Origin of the sequence: Pseudomonas sp. WMBT8 (genome assembly GCF_050916005.1) — a bacterium.
In the GTDB taxonomy this organism is placed as follows: domain Bacteria; phylum Pseudomonadota; class Gammaproteobacteria; order Pseudomonadales; family Pseudomonadaceae; genus Aquipseudomonas.
In genome coordinates this window covers 1,068,364-1,084,242 of sequence record NZ_CP188096.1, presented here as the reverse complement: position 1 = coordinate 1,084,242, position 15,879 = coordinate 1,068,364, and the positions used below count along the sequence as shown (strand labels likewise).

General features: G+C 62.2%; 14 protein-coding genes. 5 read left to right on the top strand and 9 right to left on the bottom strand.

The window, feature by feature from the left end; all coding sequences use genetic code 11:
• Positions 1 to 58 precede the first annotated feature (58 nt).
• The 7 genes from ACO77H_RS04675 to ACO77H_RS04645 all read right to left on the bottom strand — a co-directional run bounded on the left by ACO77H_RS04675 (position 59) and on the right by ACO77H_RS04645 (position 7,035).
• Entirely contained in the window at positions 59 to 2,482 is a 2,424-nt protein-coding gene (locus ACO77H_RS04675) for a TonB-dependent siderophore receptor (RefSeq protein WP_432755071.1), read from the bottom strand.
• Positions 2,483 to 2,592: 110 nt separating this feature from the next.
• Positions 2,593 to 2,742 (bottom strand): type B 50S ribosomal protein L36, encoded by a 150-nt coding sequence (ykgO, locus tag ACO77H_RS04670; RefSeq protein WP_020297337.1) that lies wholly within the window; start codon positions 2,740 to 2,742, stop codon positions 2,593 to 2,595.
• 534 nt (positions 2,743 to 3,276) lie between these two features.
• Positions 3,277 to 4,254 (bottom strand): FecR domain-containing protein, encoded by a 978-nt coding sequence (locus ACO77H_RS04665; RefSeq protein WP_170058265.1) that lies wholly within the window; start codon positions 4,252 to 4,254, stop codon positions 3,277 to 3,279.
• Positions 4,251 to 4,829 carry an RNA polymerase sigma factor gene (locus ACO77H_RS04660; protein ID WP_432755070.1) on the bottom strand — a complete coding sequence of 193 codons (579 nt, stop codon included), beginning with the start codon at positions 4,827 to 4,829 and terminating at the stop codon, positions 4,251 to 4,253. The genes ACO77H_RS04665 and ACO77H_RS04660 overlap by 4 nt, the downstream gene beginning before the upstream one ends.
• Before the next feature lie 6 nt (positions 4,830 to 4,835).
• Entirely contained in the window at positions 4,836 to 5,162 is a 327-nt protein-coding gene (locus tag ACO77H_RS04655; RefSeq protein ID WP_170043004.1) for a DUF3325 domain-containing protein, read from the bottom strand.
• Positions 5,162 to 6,736, bottom strand: coding sequence for a PepSY-associated TM helix domain-containing protein (locus ACO77H_RS04650; protein WP_432755069.1), 1,575 nt, complete (start codon positions 6,734 to 6,736; stop codon positions 5,162 to 5,164). Before ACO77H_RS04650 ends, ACO77H_RS04655 begins: the two co-directional genes overlap by 1 nt.
• Complete coding sequence (locus tag ACO77H_RS04645; RefSeq protein WP_169954920.1) at positions 6,733 to 7,035, bottom strand: DUF3649 domain-containing protein; 303 nt, start codon at positions 7,033 to 7,035, stop codon at positions 6,733 to 6,735. Before ACO77H_RS04645 ends, ACO77H_RS04650 begins: the two co-directional genes overlap by 4 nt.
• 326 nt (positions 7,036 to 7,361) lie before the next feature.
• Here ACO77H_RS04645 and ACO77H_RS04640 point away from each other — a divergent pair, with 326 nt between their 5' ends.
• From ACO77H_RS04640 to fecA, 3 genes are all read left to right on the top strand, one after another.
• Entirely contained in the window at positions 7,362 to 7,850 is a 489-nt protein-coding gene (locus tag ACO77H_RS04640) for a sigma-70 family RNA polymerase sigma factor (RefSeq protein WP_169954919.1), read from the top strand.
• On the top strand, positions 7,847 to 8,791 hold the full coding sequence (locus tag ACO77H_RS04635) for a FecR domain-containing protein (RefSeq protein ID WP_432755068.1): 945 nt from the start codon (positions 7,847 to 7,849) through the stop codon (positions 8,789 to 8,791). The genes ACO77H_RS04640 and ACO77H_RS04635 overlap by 4 nt, the downstream gene beginning before the upstream one ends.
• 90 nt (positions 8,792 to 8,881) lie before the next feature.
• Positions 8,882 to 11,227 carry a TonB-dependent Fe(3+) dicitrate receptor FecA gene (fecA, locus tag ACO77H_RS04630; RefSeq protein ID WP_432755067.1) on the top strand — a complete coding sequence of 782 codons (2,346 nt, stop codon included), beginning with the start codon at positions 8,882 to 8,884 and terminating at the stop codon, positions 11,225 to 11,227.
• 195 nt (positions 11,228 to 11,422) lie between these two features.
• Here the strand turns inward: fecA and ACO77H_RS04625 are convergent, their stop codons facing one another.
• Positions 11,423 to 11,830 carry an HPF/RaiA family ribosome-associated protein gene (locus ACO77H_RS04625; protein WP_432755066.1) on the bottom strand — a complete coding sequence of 136 codons (408 nt, stop codon included), beginning with the start codon at positions 11,828 to 11,830 and terminating at the stop codon, positions 11,423 to 11,425.
• 212 nt (positions 11,831 to 12,042) lie between these two features.
• Complete coding sequence (locus tag ACO77H_RS04620; protein WP_032857665.1) at positions 12,043 to 12,990, bottom strand: LysR substrate-binding domain-containing protein; 948 nt, start codon at positions 12,988 to 12,990, stop codon at positions 12,043 to 12,045.
• A gap of 137 nt (positions 12,991 to 13,127) precedes the next feature.
• Between ACO77H_RS04620 and ACO77H_RS04615 the strand changes: the two genes are divergently transcribed.
• Entirely contained in the window at positions 13,128 to 14,504 is a 1,377-nt protein-coding gene (locus tag ACO77H_RS04615; protein WP_432755065.1) for an L-serine ammonia-lyase, read from the top strand.
• A gap of 60 nt (positions 14,505 to 14,564) precedes the next feature.
• A complete protein-coding gene (locus ACO77H_RS04610; RefSeq protein WP_432755064.1) occupies positions 14,565 to 15,854 on the top strand; it encodes a serine/threonine transporter in 1,290 nt (429 codons plus the stop codon).
• The last annotated feature ends 25 nt before the right edge of the window (positions 15,855 to 15,879 follow it).

Genomic DNA, 15,879 nt, shown 5'->3' with positions numbered 1-15,879 from the left:
GGCAATCCTCAAAAAGCGCAACGCTAGCAGCTCAGGCCGCCAGCGTCATCGCCGAAGGTCAGAACTCCAACGTGCTGGACAACGACACCTGGCGCGCATCGCCCATGGACACAAACAACCGGCTGACGGCCGAGGTGTAGTAGGTGCGGTCAAACAGGTTCTTCACATTGAGCTGGAACTTGACCTTCTGCCCGTCGACCTTGGTGTCATAGGTGGCAAACGCATCGGCCACGGTGTAGCCCGGCAGGTCGAAGCTATTGAGTGCATCGCCGGCCCGCTCGCCGACGTAACGCGCACCGGCACCGACGCGCAGCTGGTCGCCGCCGACGATAGTGCCGAAGTCGTACACGGCTGAAACAGAGCCGGAATTCTTCGCCACGTTTTGCAGGCCTTTGCCTTTGTAGGCCGGGTCCTCGGTGACTTCGGCATCGGTGTAGGCATAGCTGCCGATCAGGCTCCACTGGTCGGTCAACTGCCCGCTCAGGTCCATTTCCAGGCCACGGGAGCGCACCTTGCCGGCGACGCTGTAGATCGAGGTCGCGCCCTCGGTGATCGACACCAGTACGTTGCGTTTGTGGATATCAAACAAGGCCACGTTGGCGGTAATGCGCCCCGGCATATCGAACTTGGCCCCAAGCTCCCAGGACTTGGACTGTTCCGGGGCGATGCTGCCGTCGATCACCATCTTGTTGTCCAGCGGCGCAATGGTGGAGTTGGGTTTGAACGATTCGGTGTAGCTGCCATAAAACGACAGCTCATCGGTGTAGCGGTACACCAGGCCGGCGCGGGGCACCCACTTCTGGCCGTTGCTGTCGGTGTTGGCCGTGAACGGGCGGCCCTTGCCGGCGTACTGGTCGTACGTCTGGAAACGCGCCCCGCCGACCAGGATCCACTGGTCAGTCAGGTGGATGGCGTCCTGGAAAAACACCGAGTCGCTGCGCAGCAGGTCAGTCTGGTTGCTGTCCGGCGCGCTGACGGTGGTGCCCGCCACTTCGCGGCCGTACACCGGGTCGTTGTAGTTGAACACGCTGCGGCTGGCCTGGCGGATCAGGTCGGCGCGGTAGATTTTGCGGTATTCGTCATCCAGGCCAAACACCAGGTCATGGCGCATGCCGGCCACGTCCACCTTGCCTTCGAGGCTGACGGTAGTGAAGCGGTCGGTGGTCAGCGCGCCCTGGGTGCCGTCCATATTGCGCGTCAGCACGCCGTTGGCGTTGACCTTGCTCACGCGCACCTGGCTGGCGTCGTAGGTTTCGCGGTTCCAGCTGTAGCCGAAGTGGGCCTTCCAGTCGTCGTTCAGGTCATGGTCGACCTCAAGGCGATACAGGTCGGAGCGGCCTTCCATATTGTTGAACGGCTCATCCAGGCGGCGCGTGGCGGGGATATCCAGGGGGTGATTGGTCGTGGGGTCGATGGCCGTGCCACGGTCGAACGGCGAGAGAAACTCGCGGTGCTCGTAGGCCAGCAACACCTTGGTGGCGTCGCCGTACCAGGCCAGGGATGGCGCGATCAGGCTTTCGCGGTAAGTGCCGAAATTGCGCCAGTAATCCTCATCTTCGTGGTCGAGAATCAAACGATAAGCCAGGCCGCTGTCGCCAATCGGGCCGGTGGTGTCGAGGTTGCCGCCGCTGCCGTTCTTACCGCTGCCATAGGTCGAGCCGCGCACGGTCAGGGCGGTGGATGGGGTCAGCTCGGGTTTCTTGCTGACGATATTGATCACCCCGCCGGGGTCCTGGATGCCATACAGCAACGACGCCGGGCCCTTGAGCACTTCGACGCGCTCGGCGGTTTCGTTCAGCGCCCGGCCCTGCACCACAGGCATGCCGTCGCGCATGACCGAGCCATTGCGGTTGTCGCCAAAGCCCCGCAGCATCACCGCATCCTGGGTGCTGCCCAAGGTGTTGGCCTGGGTGATGCCGCTGACGTTGGCCAAGGCATCGTCGAGGTTGCGCGGCACTTGGTCGCGCATCACTTGGGCCGGCACCATGTTCACGGTTTGCGGGGTTTCCAGCAGCAGGCCCTGGGAGCGCATGACCGAGCTGGTGGGCGGTGGCTGGTAGCTGGTGGCTTGCTGCTGGTTGACGCCGCTGATGGTGGTGGCGCCAAGATTGACCGCGCCTTCGCTAGGCAGCGGTTCCAGGGCCAGGGTGCGGGCGTCGATCTGGCGGAAGGTCAAGCCGGAGTTACCCAACAGGCGCTGCATGGCCTGGGCGGCGCTCATCCGCCCACTGACGGCCGGGGCGTTGAGGTTGTAGGGAGCTTCGTCGGTGTAGACCACGCTGATGCCGGTCACCCGGCTGAAATCGCTCAGCGCCTGGGGCAACGGCTTGGCCGGCAGTGCAAAACTGAAGACTGCGCTCTGCTCCTGCGCCGCTTGCGCCAGGCTCAGGGGCTGTAATGCCAGGCCGGAAGCGGCCAGAAGGGAGGCTCCCAGCCACTGTTTAACCGAACTGCCTGCCGCCGACTTTGCCCTGGACTTCATACTTGAGAACCCGTGTAGAGAACGCTGTTAATGCGAATTGATCGCAGTTTCAAGCACTACACGAATGGCGCGGGGTTTTACCTCAGGTGAAATTGAAAATAATTTCACCTTCAGCCTTTGTTCTTGTTTTTCGCCCCGCCCTGCCGGGCCTTGAAGCGTGGGTTGGATTTGCAGATCACATAGATCCGCCCCCGGCGCTTGACGATCTGACAGTCGCGATGGCGGTTCTTGGCTTCTTTGAGTGAGGACAGGACTTTCATGGGGTGGCTCCTTGGTAGAGATGTAATAACATATCATAAATGCAAATAAGAATAGTTATCAACCTTTGTTCGGACCATCCCCTAAACCAGCTCCCACAGGAACGCAGCTTCGCGCTCTGGCTCTGCTGTTGCTGTTGCTGTGCTTTTGATCTGGCTTTTGATCTCAGGCGCCCCGTTAAACCACGCTGGCCGCAGGCAGGTATTGCGCAGTGGGCACCCCGGCATGGATGCCGGGGTAGCCGCGACACGGCCATGGATGGCCGATCGCGGCGGGCCCACGGAGCAATACCTGACTGCGGGCATGCCGAGCCTAGGCGAGGCACCGAGTGGTGGGGCGAGGACCTTTTGGTTACTTTTGGGTCCCAAAAGTGACCCGCCGTAAGGGCGGAACCCTAAGTGGCCGTGACCGCAGGAATGGATATGTACACAGAGCGAGTTATGTCGATGCTCATGCTGCGATGGCTCCTGAAGGGTTGCGCAGCTCTTCCAGACGCCATCGCGGGCAAGCCCGCTCCCACAGGGGGTGGCTGGTTTTCAGCGGACGACGATCAACCGCCCCAACACACTGTGCTGCTCAAAACCCAGCACCGCTTGCAATGCGTTGAGCACCGCCTCCGGGTCCTTGCTCGGGAAGCTGCCGCTGACCCGGCGGGCGCCGAGTTCGTCATCAAGCAGCAGGATGCGGCCAGGGTAGTAACGGCCAAGGTCCTTGAGCACATCGGCCAGCGGGGTCTTGTAGTAGTTGAGCCAGCCGTCGCGCCAGCCCAGGCGCGATTCACTGTCCACCGCGTGCCGCTCATCAGCCACACCCTCGGCGTAGGCCACTTGCTGGCCGGCCGTCAGAATCTGCTGAGTACCCTGGGCCGAGGGTGTAACCCCGACCCGCCCCGACAACACCGTCACCTGGGCGCCCGCCGGTTGCAGGCGCACTTCGAACTGCGTGCCCAACACCCGCACTTCGCCACTGCCTGCGTGCACTACAAAGGCTTGCCCGGTGTGGGTCACGCTGAAAAAACCGGCGCCACGTCGCAGTTGAATGTGCCGCTCGCCGTGGCTGAAATCCACGGCAATCGCGCTGTCGGCATCCAGGGTGACTTGGCTTTGATCGGCCAGGGTCACGGTTTTGACCTCACCCGGCGCACTGACGTAATCGGCGCCCAGGTCATCGACCCAGCGCTGTGGCTGCCAACCGGCGCCCATCGACACCATCAGCACCAGGCACGCCGCCATCGCCAGTGCCGCCGACCAGCGGCGCATACGGGAGCGTTTTGCGCCGTCCATGGCCTTGAGGTAACGCTGCAGGGCCAACGCGTCTTCGGCGGCCAGGGTGCGCGCCGGCACTTCGCTCAATTCCCACAGCACCTGGGCCTGGGCATATGCCTCGACGTGGGCCGGGTCGGCGCGCAACCAGTGGCTGAAGGTGGCCTGGTCGCCACTGCTGGGCGCATCGTGCAGCAGGCTGAGCCAGGCCAGGGCGGCCTGTTCCTGGGCGGGCGTCGGGGTGACGTTCACGGTGCTTTCCCTGGCGAGCGTGGCGGATGGGCTTGCCGAAGGCTGGCTTTGCAGGCTTCGAGGGCACGCATCATATGTTTTTCCACGGCACTTTGGGACAGGCCCATGGCCTTGGCGATTTCTGCGTATTTGCGCCCGTGGATGCGGTTGAGCAAAAAGATCTGCCGCGTACGCTCCGGCAAACTGCGCAGCGCCGCTTCGACATGGCGCAGATCGTTGCCCGCTTCCAACGCGGCCTGGGGCTCGGAGCCATGATGATCCTGCTGCTGCGGCAACCAGCCTTCATTGCCGCGCACCCGCGCGCTTTCGCTGCGCAAGTGGTCGATGGCGATATTGCCGGCGCAGCGCAGCAGGTAGGTGCTGAGTTCTTCGACCTGCACCAGGGGTCGGCGCCAGAAACGCAGGAACAAATCCTGCACCAGGTCCGCCGCCGTCGCACGGCAGCCTACGCGGCGGCTGACCAACGCCTCCATCTGTGAGCGCTGGGACAAAAACACCTGTAGGAAATGTGCGCGCCCGCCCGACGATTCAGCGTGAGGGTGATCCTGGGGCTCGGGCGGCGTGGTGATCATCAACGGTGCTCAGAGGGTCGCGAAGGCCGCAACGGGGCTGGCCAGCAGGCCAACGCCCGCGAGGATCAAGGCCAGCCTTGGCCGATACGGCAACAGCAACACCAGCAACAGCCCACTGAGCATCAGCACCGCACACCAGTCCACCAGGCCCCGGCTCCAGCCGGCCAGGTGCACCGCCGGCCAGATCGACAGCCCCAACAGCAGCCAGCCACCCACGCGCAACCCCAGGCGCCGCCGTGGCGAAGGTTTGCTGTGCAGCAACTCGCCATGGTGACGGTCCAGGGACAGGCACAGCGCAACAAAGCCTGCGTAGCACAGCAACAAGGCCAACAACATCAGTGCACCTCGCCTTTGAGGGTCAGTGGGCGGGCCCGCTCGGCACGGGGTTGGGCGGCGCTGCGGTGCTGCATCTTCCAGGCGGCCCAGGCCAGGAACAGGCCGCTGCCCAGGCAGGTCAGGTCAAAGCCGGCCATGGCCCAATCACCCTTGGCCAGCGACACGCCCAGGTGCTGGGAAGTGGTCAGCGCATTGAGCAGCGGCACCGCCATAAACAGTACGGCGCCCAGGCCCAGTTGCTCGACCCAGGCGCGGCGGCCACGGCGCAGCATGGCGTGCAGCAAGGTCAGGCCCCAGGCGATAAAGAAGCTCTGCACCTCCCAGTCCGAACGTTCGGCGAAGCTCGCCGGCAGCAGGCGGTTGGCCCAGAAAAACACAGCAATGGCGATGACCAGCCCGGACATGCTGGCAAGGTTCAACACCTCCACCAGGCGCAACTCAAACGGCATCACCCCGGTTTTGGCATGCTTGAGCTGACGCTTACCCAGCCAGATCACCAGGCCGGTGCCAATCATCGCCGTGCCCGCCAGGCCGCAGATAAAGTACAACCACCGCAGCACCGGGCCGGCGAAGTGACCCATGTGCAGGCCGTAGAAACTGCCGCTGATTGCCATCGGCAGCGACTGCTCGGCACTGACCCGCAGCAATTCGCCGGTGCTGCCATTAAAGGACACGGTGCTGCCGAAATCATGCACCACCCGGTCAGAGCCGGCGCGGGAGACGTTGACCGAGGCATTCACATCGCCAGGGTTGTTCACCGCCAGCCGCCCCACATGACCACCGCCCCACTGCGCCCGGGCCTGCTCCACCAGCGGCGCCAAAGGCAGCAGCTTGCCCGGCTGGCCGAGGGCCGGGGCGTTGTCGGTGGCCGGGAACAACTCATTGAAAAACCCACGGGTGTCGCCGTCATAAGACGCGAGGATGCTGGCAGGCATGACCATGGTCATGAAAATCACCAAGCTGCTGTAGGTGATCATCAGGTGGAACGGCAACACCAGCACGCCCACCGCGTTGTGCCCATCGAGCCAGGAGCGCTGGCCCTTGCGCGGTCGGAAGGTGAAGAAGTCCTTGAAGATTTTCTTGTGGGTGATGATCCCCGTGATCAGCGCGACGAACATCACCATCGCCGCGATGGTCGACAACCAGCGGCCCCACGGATGAGGCATCTGCAACTGGAAGTGGAACCGGTAGAAGAACTCGCCGCCCATGGTTTCCCGGGCCTGGAGTTGTTCGCCGGAGACCGGGTCGAGCATTTTCTCGATGAAATTGCCGCGCCGGCCAGGGTCGATCTTGTCTTGCCACATCACCGATAAACCAGGGTCGCGGCTGTTGGGCAAGCCGATAAACCAACGGGCCGCCGTGGGTGCGTGCTGCTCCAGGTAGCTTTGCGCCACGGCCACGCTGCGCGCATCGTCCACCGCATGGGCTGGCACTTCGGGCTGCATCCAGTGGGTGATTTCACCCTTGAAGTAAGACAGGGTGCCGGTGAGGAAAATCGCGAACAGCAACCAGCCGAAAATCAACCCGGCCCAGGTGTGCAACCAGGCCATGGCCTGACGGAAACCCTCTTTCATGGGCGTGCCATCCAATAGGCCAGGCCAGCCAGGGTGGCCAGTATCGCGCAGGGCACCAGCACGCCAAACCAGGCGCGGGCCGCACTGCGGCAGGCAAAGCACCAGATCACCGCCAGCAGGTAGAACACAAAGGAACTGAGCATGCCGCTGACCACCGCATCGGCGCGGGAGATTGGCAGCCAGAAGGTCAGGCACACGCTGGCCAGGGACGCCAGCACATAGCCGCCGACAACAGCCGCCAGCAGCCGCGACGTCACACCGAGCCGGTAGGAAAGAGGAAGTGATGCTTTGCTTTTCATGCCAGTGGCGCCTGGTTCGTCAGGGGCGAGAGTCTAATGATAAATATTCTCATAAGCAAAAGAGAACGGATGAAGCGGGCACCAAAAACAGAGGTGGGACTTGTGTGGGAGCTGGCTTGCCTGCGATGCAGCCACCTCGGTGTGTCTGGCAGAACAAAATGATGCTATCGCAGGCAAGCCAGCTCCCACACAAGCCAGCCCACAGGGTTCTGTGGCGATAAAAGCGGCTATCGGTCTTATGCTGATTGCCGAATGCCACCCGCCCAACCTACAATGCGAACAATTCTCGTTATCTAAAGCATGCTGATGCTGCCGGAGTGTTCGCGTTGCGGCCGTCCAATACCGTCGAAGTCCTGTATCACGACCATCACCACTGGCTGACCGGCTGGTTGCGACGCAAGCTCGGCTGCCCGCACAGCGCCGCCGACCTGGCCCAGGACACGTTTATCCGGGTGTTGACCGCCCGCGAAACCCCGACGCTGATCGAGCCCCGCGCCTTCCTCACCACCATCGCCAAGCGCGTGTTGTTCAACCATTACCGCCGCCAGGACCTGGAGCGCGCCTACCTCGACGCCTTGGCGCAAATGCCGGAACTTGCGGCACCATCGGAAGAAGAGCGGGCGATCATCCTGCAAACCCTGATGGAACTCGACCAGTTGCTCGACGGTTTGCCCGTGCCGGTCAAGCGCGCCTTCCTGCTGGCCCAGCTCGACGGCCTGACCTACGGGCAAATCGCTGCCGAACTTGGGATCTCCATCGCCACCGTCAAACGACATTTGAATAAAGCCGCCATGCGCTGCTATTTCGCCCTATGAACCGCGCCGCGAACTTCTCGACCCAGGTCGCCGAACAGGCGGTGCAGTGGCTGATGCAAATGCAGCAAGGCCCGCTCAACCCGCGCCAGCAGGCAAACTGGCAGCGCTGGCTGGATGCCCACAGCGAGCATCAACGGGCGTGGGAGCATATACAGCGGGTCAACCAGCGCTTGCGCGGAATGCCCTCGCCCCTGGCCCACGCGGCGCTGAACGCCCCGCAATCGAACAGTCGGCGCCAGGCGCTGAAGCTGTTGCTGATTCTCGGCGCCGGTTCGGCAGCGACCTGGGGCTTGCGCCAGCAGCACTTGATCGCGCCATTGACCGCCGACTACCGCAGCCCCTTCGGCCAGCGGCGCAAGGTCCAACTGGCCGACGGCAGCCACCTGCAACTCAACACCGCCAGTGCGGTGGATGTGCAATTCGATGGCCCACAGCGCCTGATCCGCCTGCTCGAAGGCGAGATACTGCTGCGCGCCAGCACCCCGTTGCAGATCATCACCGGCCAGGGCATCGTCACCGCCCGGGCAGCGCAGGTGAATGTGCGCCAGTTCAACGATCACACCCAGGTCGCCGTGCTGGATGGCCAGGTCGAGATTGCACCCAGGTCCTACAGCGGCTTACCGCTGACCCTGGAAAAATCCCACCAGGCCAACCTCACCCGCAAAGGCTGGGATACGCCGCGCCTCACTGATGCCAACACCGGGGCCTGGGCCGACGGCATGCTGGTGGCGTCGCACATGCGCCTGGCAGATTTCCTCGAGGAGCTGAGCCGTTATCGCCGGGGCCAATTGCAGTGTGATCCGCAAGTGGCCAACCTGCTGATTTCCGGCAGCTACCCGCTGGACGACAGCGAACGCATCCTCGACCTGCTGCAAATCAGCCTGCCGGTCAAAATTCGGCGTTTTACCCGCTATTGGGTCAGTGTCGAAGCCCGCGCCTGAATTATTTTCGCCACCCGTGAGCCGTTTTCCGTACCTCGCGTGACAGAGAGGGAAAGCCACCCTGATTCCCACCTCTGAGGAACGTTCTTCATGCCCCAGCAACCGACTCGCCTGACGCCACTTGCCCGTACGCTGCGCCACTTGCTGCTGGGCGCCAGCCTCAGTTTCAGCGCCCTGCCCTACGCCATGGCGGCCGAGGCCAAGCCTTATCACATCGCCCCGGCGTCCCTGGAGGCGGCGCTGAATCAGTTTGGCCGCGAGGCCGGCGTGCTGATTTCGTTTGGTTCCGAAGTGACCGCCGGCGCGCAAAGCCAGGGCCTGCAGGGCAACTACACCACCTTGCAAGGTTTGAACGCATTGCTCAAGGGCACCGGCCTGCAAGCCCGCGCCGAAGGTAACAATGCCTACAGCCTGCAACCACTGAACGCGCCGGCCACCCTGGAGCTGGGCACCTCCAATGTGGTGGGCGACTGGCTCGGCGACGCGGCGCAAACCAACGTCTTCGAACACCCCGGCGCCCGTGATGTGATCCGCCGCGAAGAATTCGAGCGCCAGGGCGCAACCCAGGCCCGTGACGTGCTCAATCGTATTCCCGGGGTCAACGCGCCGGAAAACAACGGCACCGGCAGCCACGACATGGCGCTGAACTTCGGTATTCGCGGGCTCAACCCACGCCTGGCGTCGCGCTCGACGGTATTGATGGACGGCATTCCGGTGCCTTTCGCGCCGTATGGCCAGCCGCAGTTGTCGTTCGCGCCGGTCAGCATGGGCAACATGGATGCAGTGGACGTGGTACGCGGCGGTGGCGCAGTGCGTTACGGGCCGCAGAACGTCGGCGGCGTGGTCAACTTCGTGACCCGGGCAATTCCTGATGCACCGACGGTCAAGGGCGGCCTGCAGACCGAGACCAGCCCGTCTTCCAGCCACGATGGCTTCAAGACCACCGGCAACCTGCTGGCCGGCGGCACCGCCGACAATGGCCTGGGCGGCGCGCTGCTGTATTCCGGCACCCGCGGCGGCGACTGGCGCGAACACAGCGACACACAAATCGACGACCTGATCCTCAAGGGCAATTACCAACTGGACGAAGCCAACAGCTTCAATGCCATGGCCCAGTACTACGAAGGTCAGGCCGATATGCCCGGTGGCTTGAGCACTGCGGCCTACAAGGCCGACCCGTATCAGTCCACCCGCCCCTACGACAAATTCTGGGGCCGCCGTACGATGTTTAACGTGGGCTATCGCTACCAGGAAGATCGCCGGGAATTCACCGTCAACAGCTTCTTTACCAAGACCCTGCGCAGCGGCTATCTGGACCAGGGCAGCTTCCTTTCGCTGTCACCGCGCGAGTATTGGGTACGCGGCCTGGAAACCCGCCTGGCCCAAGGCTTCGACCTCGGCCCGACCAGCCACGAGGTTGGCGTGGGTTACCGCTACATCAACGAGGCCGGGCACGAATTGCGCTACCGCACGCCGATCAGCGCCAACCAGCAACTGCCCAATACCGACAGCCGCAACGACCGCGACACCCGCGGCGGCACCGAAGCCAACGCATTCTTTATCGACGACCGCATCGATATCGGCAAGTGGACCGTAACCCCTGGCATCCGCTACGAGATGATCAAGTCCCAGCAAACCAACAACCTGACCGACGTCAAATACAAGGGTGACTACAACACCGCCCTGCCGGCGTTGAACGTGCTGTATCACCTGACCGACGACTGGAACCTGTACGCCAACACCGAAGGCTCCTTCGGCAGCGTGCAGTACAGCCAGATGCCCAACCGTGTGAGCAGCGGCGCGGTCAAGCCGGAAAAGGCCCGCACCTGGGAAGTCGGCACCCGCTACGACAATGGCGCGCTGCGCGCGGAAATCGGTGCGTTCCTGATCAACTTCGACAACCAGTATGAAAGCAACCAGACCAACGACTCGGTGATCGCCCGGGGTGAAACCCGGCACCAGGGCATCGAATCCAGCCTCAACTACGCCCTCGACGGCTTGAGCCCCGCGCTGGCCGGCTTTGATGTGTACGCAAGCTACGCCTATGTCGATGCAACCATCCGCGAAGACGGCCCGAACAAAGGCAACCGCGTGCCCTTCTCGTCCAAGCACAAAGGCACCCTGGGCGTGGGCTACACCGAGGGCCAATGGAAGTTGAACCTGGACAGCACCTACCAGAGCAGCCAGTTCGCCGACAACGCCAACACCCAGGCCGAAAGCGTGGATGGCAGCAATGGGCACATCCCCGGCTACATGCTGTTCAGCAGCCGCGCGGCGTACGACTTCGGCCCGCAGTTGTCGGATTTGAATGTGGCGGTGGGGGTAAAGAACATCTTCAACACCCAGTACTTCACCCGTTCGTTTGACGATAACAACAAGGGCAAATACGTGGGTGAGCCGCGCACGGTGTATGTGCAGACCTCGGTCGCGTTCTGACGAATAGCCTGAATACACTCTTGGCTTATGTGGGAGCTGGCTTGCCTGCAATGGCGGTGGGTCAGTTGCAACTTCAGTAAATGGCAGATCGCCATCGCAGGCAAGCCAGCTCCCACATTTGATATATATTCGCCACAAAAAAACGGGCCTGCATCTGCAGGCCCGTTTTGTATGGGGTTGAAAAACATTCAGCAATCAGCTGTTAAGCGCAGCCTGTTCGTTTTCCAGGAATTCCTCTTCAAGCCCGGCTTCATCGACTTGGTTGTTGGGCGTGCGTTTCTCTGCACGCGGCTTGCCTTGCAATCTGCCGAACAGATGCTCCAGCGCGTTATCCAGCTTGGTGGCCGCCCCGTCGATGGCTTGTTCCAGGGTGTCGGCTTTATGGATGACCGAAATCGGTTGATGACCCTTTGGCCGCGCTTCCAGGCGGCAACTTAAATCGTGTGGGCCCGGCTTGTCGCCGTTCTCATCCTTCAAAAAGACTTCGATGCGGGTCAAGTCTTCTTCATAAAGTTCGAGCGTGCTCTCAATGGTAGTACGTACCCACTCCTCCAGTCGGATGCTGCTTTCAATATGGTTATCGCTGTTGACTAGGATTTGCATAGTGTTTCCCTTATTTCAGCTAGCTCGCCAGAGGTCACAACTGCAACACCGATGCGGTGAAACCATGACCTCTTGATTACACAATTGAGCACCTGAGGGAACAATTCAACCCCTATTCAAAGATAAATCCTACATTACAAATTAAGTCTGACAATCGCCCAAAGCGCTGTTATGGTCGGGAGTTGGGTACACCCGCCCACCCGGGCAAATCCTCACAATTGCCCCTCTCCCAAGGGGTGCAATCCGCGAAAAATCCCCGCCTCTTCCACCAGCCAGTCATGCACCGCACGCACGCCGGGATGGTTCAGCGCGCCTGGCGCATACAACAGCACGTAGCGCTTGTGATTCGGCACCGCGAGCCCGAACGGCACGATCAGGGTGCCGCGCTCCAATTCGTCATTGAGCAGGGTGCGCCGGGCAATCGCCACGCCCATGCCGGCAATGGCGGCCTCGATGGTCAGGTGGTTGCGGTTGAAGGTATGCCCGCGCCGCACGTCGGCGTCGTGATAGCCGATAGCATTCAGGTAAAACTCCCACTCGGCGTACTCATAACTCCCACGCCAGGCTGTGATGTCGTGCAACAGCGGGAAGTGGGCCAGGTCGGCCGGGCCGTGCAACGGCGGCCGTCCGCGCAGCAGGCTCGGCGCGCACACCGGGAATATCTGCTCATCGAGCAAGGCTGTGGATAACAAACCCGGATAGCTGCCGTCGTTAAGGTCGATGGCCAGGTCGAAGTCGCCTTCGTGCAGGGCAATGCTGCTGTCTTCGGCCACCAGGCGCAGTTGGATATCCGGGAAACGCTGCTGTAAACGCGGCAGGCGCGGTGTCAGCCATTTACCGAGAAATGACGGAATCGAGCGCAGGCGCAAGGTGCCGCTGATCATCCCCGCATCCAGGCGCTGCAACTCGGCATCGATGCTGCCGTAGGCCTCACTCACCGTAATCGCCAACCGCTGCCCCTCGGCACTCAGCTCCACGCCACGCGCCCGGCGATGAAACAGGCGAAAGCCCAGGCGTTCTTCCAATTGGCGAATCTGCTGGCTGACCGCCCCCGGCGTGATGTGCAGTTCTTCGGCGCAACGCGTGAAGGACAAATGCCGTGCGGCGCAGGCAAATACGTGCAACCAGACATAGGTCTGGGCATGAAGAGGGCGAGCCATAGAGTTTAGTCCTGCTAAAGGGTGTCTTAGGATAATTCGTTGGTCAGTGCCGATCTAGAGGCTCAGTATCGCGCCACTTCCGCTTGTCCTACAAAACATGGCAGCGATTCCTACTCCATTGCTTGTAAGGCTTTAGCATGGCTATCAGCGTTTTTGATCTATTCAAGGTGGGCATTGGCCCGTCGAGCTCCCATACCGTCGGCCCCATGCGGGCAGCGGCAACCTTCGCCCAGGCCCTCACCGACCAACAGTTGCTGGAGCAAACCCAGCGCGTGGAAGTGCGCCTGTACGGTTCACTGTCGGCTACCGGCGTAGGCCATGCCACCGACCGTGCCTGCGTAATGGGGTTGATGGGAGAATGGCCCGATCGAGTGGCCCCTACCTCCATCGGGCCGCGCATCCAGCAGTTGCGCGAATCTGGCCGCTTGTTGCTTGCCGGCACCCAAGAAATCTCCTTCAACTGGCAGCACGATCTCCTGCTGCTGGAGGAAAGCCTGCCCTACCACCCCAACGCCATGTCCCTGCATGCCTACGGCGAAAGCGGCCTGCTGAGCGAACAGACCTACTACTCGGTGGGCGGTGGTTTCATTATCGAGGCTGCGGAAGCCGAGTCGGGTATTGCTCCCACCAGCGATGTAGAACTGCCCTACGACTTTTCCAGCGCCGTCGAACTGCTGGCCCTGTGCAACAAGCATGGCCTGCGTGTTTCTGAATTGATGATGGCCAACGAACGCGCGTGGCGCAGCGACGAAGAAATCCGTAGCGGCCTGCTGCATATCTGGTCGGTGATGCGCGAGTGCGTCGAGCAAGGCCTGCGCGATGAAGGCATCTTGCCCGGCGGTTTGGATGTGCCGCGCCGCGCCGCCAAGCTGCACCGCAGCCTGCTGGAAATCGGCAAACCGAATGTGATCACCTCGACCTTGTCGGCCATGGAATGGGTCAACCTGTTCGCCCTTGCGGTCAACGAAGAAAACGCCGCCGGTGGGCGCATGGTCACCGCACCGACCAACGGCGCGGCCGGGATCATCCCTGCAGTGCTGCACTACTACATGAAGTTCAATGCCGACGCGTCCGACGACGATGTAGTCAACTTCTTCCTGGCCGCAGCCGCCGTCGGCATCCTGTGTAAGAAAAACGCCTCGATCTCCGGTGCCGAAGTCGGCTGCCAGGGTGAAGTCGGCTCGGCCTGTGCCATGGCCGCCGCTGGCCTGGCGGATATCCTTGGCGCCACCCCCGAGCAACTGGAAAACGCCGCCGAAATCGGCCTGGAGCACAACCTTGGCCTGACCTGCGACCCCGTGGGCGGCCTGGTCCAGGTGCCCTGTATCGAGCGCAACGCCATTGCCGCCGTCAAAGCCATCAACGCCACGCAAATGGCCCTGCGCGGCGATGGCAAGCACTTCATTTCCCTCGACCGGGTGATCCGCACCATGCGCGATACCGGCGCCGATATGCATGACAAATACAAAGAAACTTCACGGGGCGGCCTGGCGGTCAGCTGGGTGGAGTGCTGAGGAGCACGCCTACCCGCCCCATACGTGAGCCCGCGCAAAAATAATAACGAGGCAATAACGATGACCGATGTACGTACACCTGCTGCCGAAAATCCCGCTTCTACCACACAAACCGTAACGAGCGGCTGGAGCAAACACGACACCACCTGGATGCTGGGCCTCTACGGCACCGCCATCGGTGCTGGCACCCTGTTCCTGCCGATCAACGCCGGGGTCGGCGGCTTCTGGCCGCTGATCGTGCTGGCGCTGCTGGCCTTCCCCATGACTTTCTTCGCCCACCGTGGGCTGACGCGCTTTGTGCTGTCAGGCAAATCCGGCGACATCACTGACGTAGTGGAAGAACATTTCGGCGTCGGTGCCGGCAAGCTGATCACCCTGCTGTACTTCTTCGCCATCTTCCCGATCCTGCTGGTGTACAGCGTCGCGCTGACCAACACCCTCGGCAGCTTCATGGAACACCAACTGCAAATGACCCCACCGCCACGGGCGATCCTGTCCCTGGTGCTGATCCTCGGTCTGATGGCCATTGTGCGGTGCGGCCAGGGCGTGATCGTCAAGGCCATGAGCGTGCTGGTCTACCCGTTCGTCGCCGCCTTGCTGCTGCTGGCGCTGAGCCTGATCCCCAACTGGAACGGCGCGTTCTTCGCCTCGGCCAGCGAGGGCATGCCCCTGCCGGTGTTCTTCAAGACACTGTGGCTGGCGATCCCGGTGATGGTGTTTTCGTTTAACCACTCGCCGATCATCTCGGCCTTCGCCGTGGACCAGAAACGCGTGTACGGCGCCCAAGCCGAACGCAAGAGCAGCGGCATCCTGGCCATGGCCCACGGCATGATGGTGCTGACGGTGATGTTCTTCTGCTTCAGTTGCGTGCTGGCACTGTCGCCCGCCGACCTCGCCGCCGCCAAGGCGCAGAACATTTCGATCCTGTCCTACCTGGCCAACCACTTCCAAACCCCGGTTATTGCCTACGCCGCGCCATTGATCGCGCTGGTGGCCATCACCAAATCCTTCCTCGGCCACTACATCGGCGCCAGCGAAGGCTTCCAGGGCCTGATCGTCAAATCCCTGCGTGGCCGCAACCGCACCCTGTCGGCGCGCTGGCTGGAACGCTGCACCGCGGTGTTCATGATCCTCAGCTGCTGGGCCGTGGCCACGTTCAACCCAAGCATCCTGGGCATGATCGAAACCCTCGGCGGGCCGATCATTGCGTGTTTGCTGTTCCTGATGCCGATGTACGCAATCCGGCGCGTGCCATCTTTGCGCCAGTATTCGGGCCAGGTGTCGAATGTGTTTGTGGTGTTGGTGGGGCTGATTGCGCTGTCTGCGGTCATTTTCTCGCTGGTGCCCTGAAACAGCCCACTGCAAAGATCAACCT

Excerpts from the sequence above, each read along its gene's own strand:
- ACO77H_RS04650 (WP_432755069.1), bottom strand. The coding sequence starts at position 6,736 with ATGAAAGAGGGTTTCCGTCAGGCCATGGCCTGGTTGCACACCTGGGCC.
- ykgO (WP_020297337.1), bottom strand. The coding sequence starts at position 2,742 with ATGAAAGTCCTGTCCTCACTCAAAGAAGCCAAGAACCGCCATCGCGAC.
- ACO77H_RS04645 (WP_169954920.1), bottom strand. The coding sequence starts at position 7,035 with ATGAAAAGCAAAGCATCACTTCCTCTTTCCTACCGGCTCGGTGTGACG.
- ACO77H_RS04610 (WP_432755064.1), top strand. The coding sequence starts at position 14,565 with ATGACCGATGTACGTACACCTGCTGCCGAAAATCCCGCTTCTACCACA.
- ACO77H_RS04655 (WP_170043004.1), bottom strand. The coding sequence starts at position 5,162 with ATGTTGTTGGCCTTGTTGCTGTGCTACGCAGGCTTTGTTGCGCTGTGC.
- ACO77H_RS04675 (WP_432755071.1), bottom strand. The coding sequence starts at position 2,482 with ATGAAGTCCAGGGCAAAGTCGGCGGCAGGCAGTTCGGTTAAACAGTGG.
- ACO77H_RS04615 (WP_432755065.1), top strand. The coding sequence starts at position 13,128 with ATGGCTATCAGCGTTTTTGATCTATTCAAGGTGGGCATTGGCCCGTCG.
- fecA (WP_432755067.1), top strand. The coding sequence starts at position 8,882 with ATGCCCCAGCAACCGACTCGCCTGACGCCACTTGCCCGTACGCTGCGC.
- ACO77H_RS04620 (WP_032857665.1), bottom strand. The coding sequence starts at position 12,990 with ATGGCTCGCCCTCTTCATGCCCAGACCTATGTCTGGTTGCACGTATTT.
- ACO77H_RS04635 (WP_432755068.1), top strand. The coding sequence starts at position 7,847 with ATGAACCGCGCCGCGAACTTCTCGACCCAGGTCGCCGAACAGGCGGTG.
- ACO77H_RS04625 (WP_432755066.1), bottom strand. The coding sequence starts at position 11,830 with ATGCAAATCCTAGTCAACAGCGATAACCATATTGAAAGCAGCATCCGA.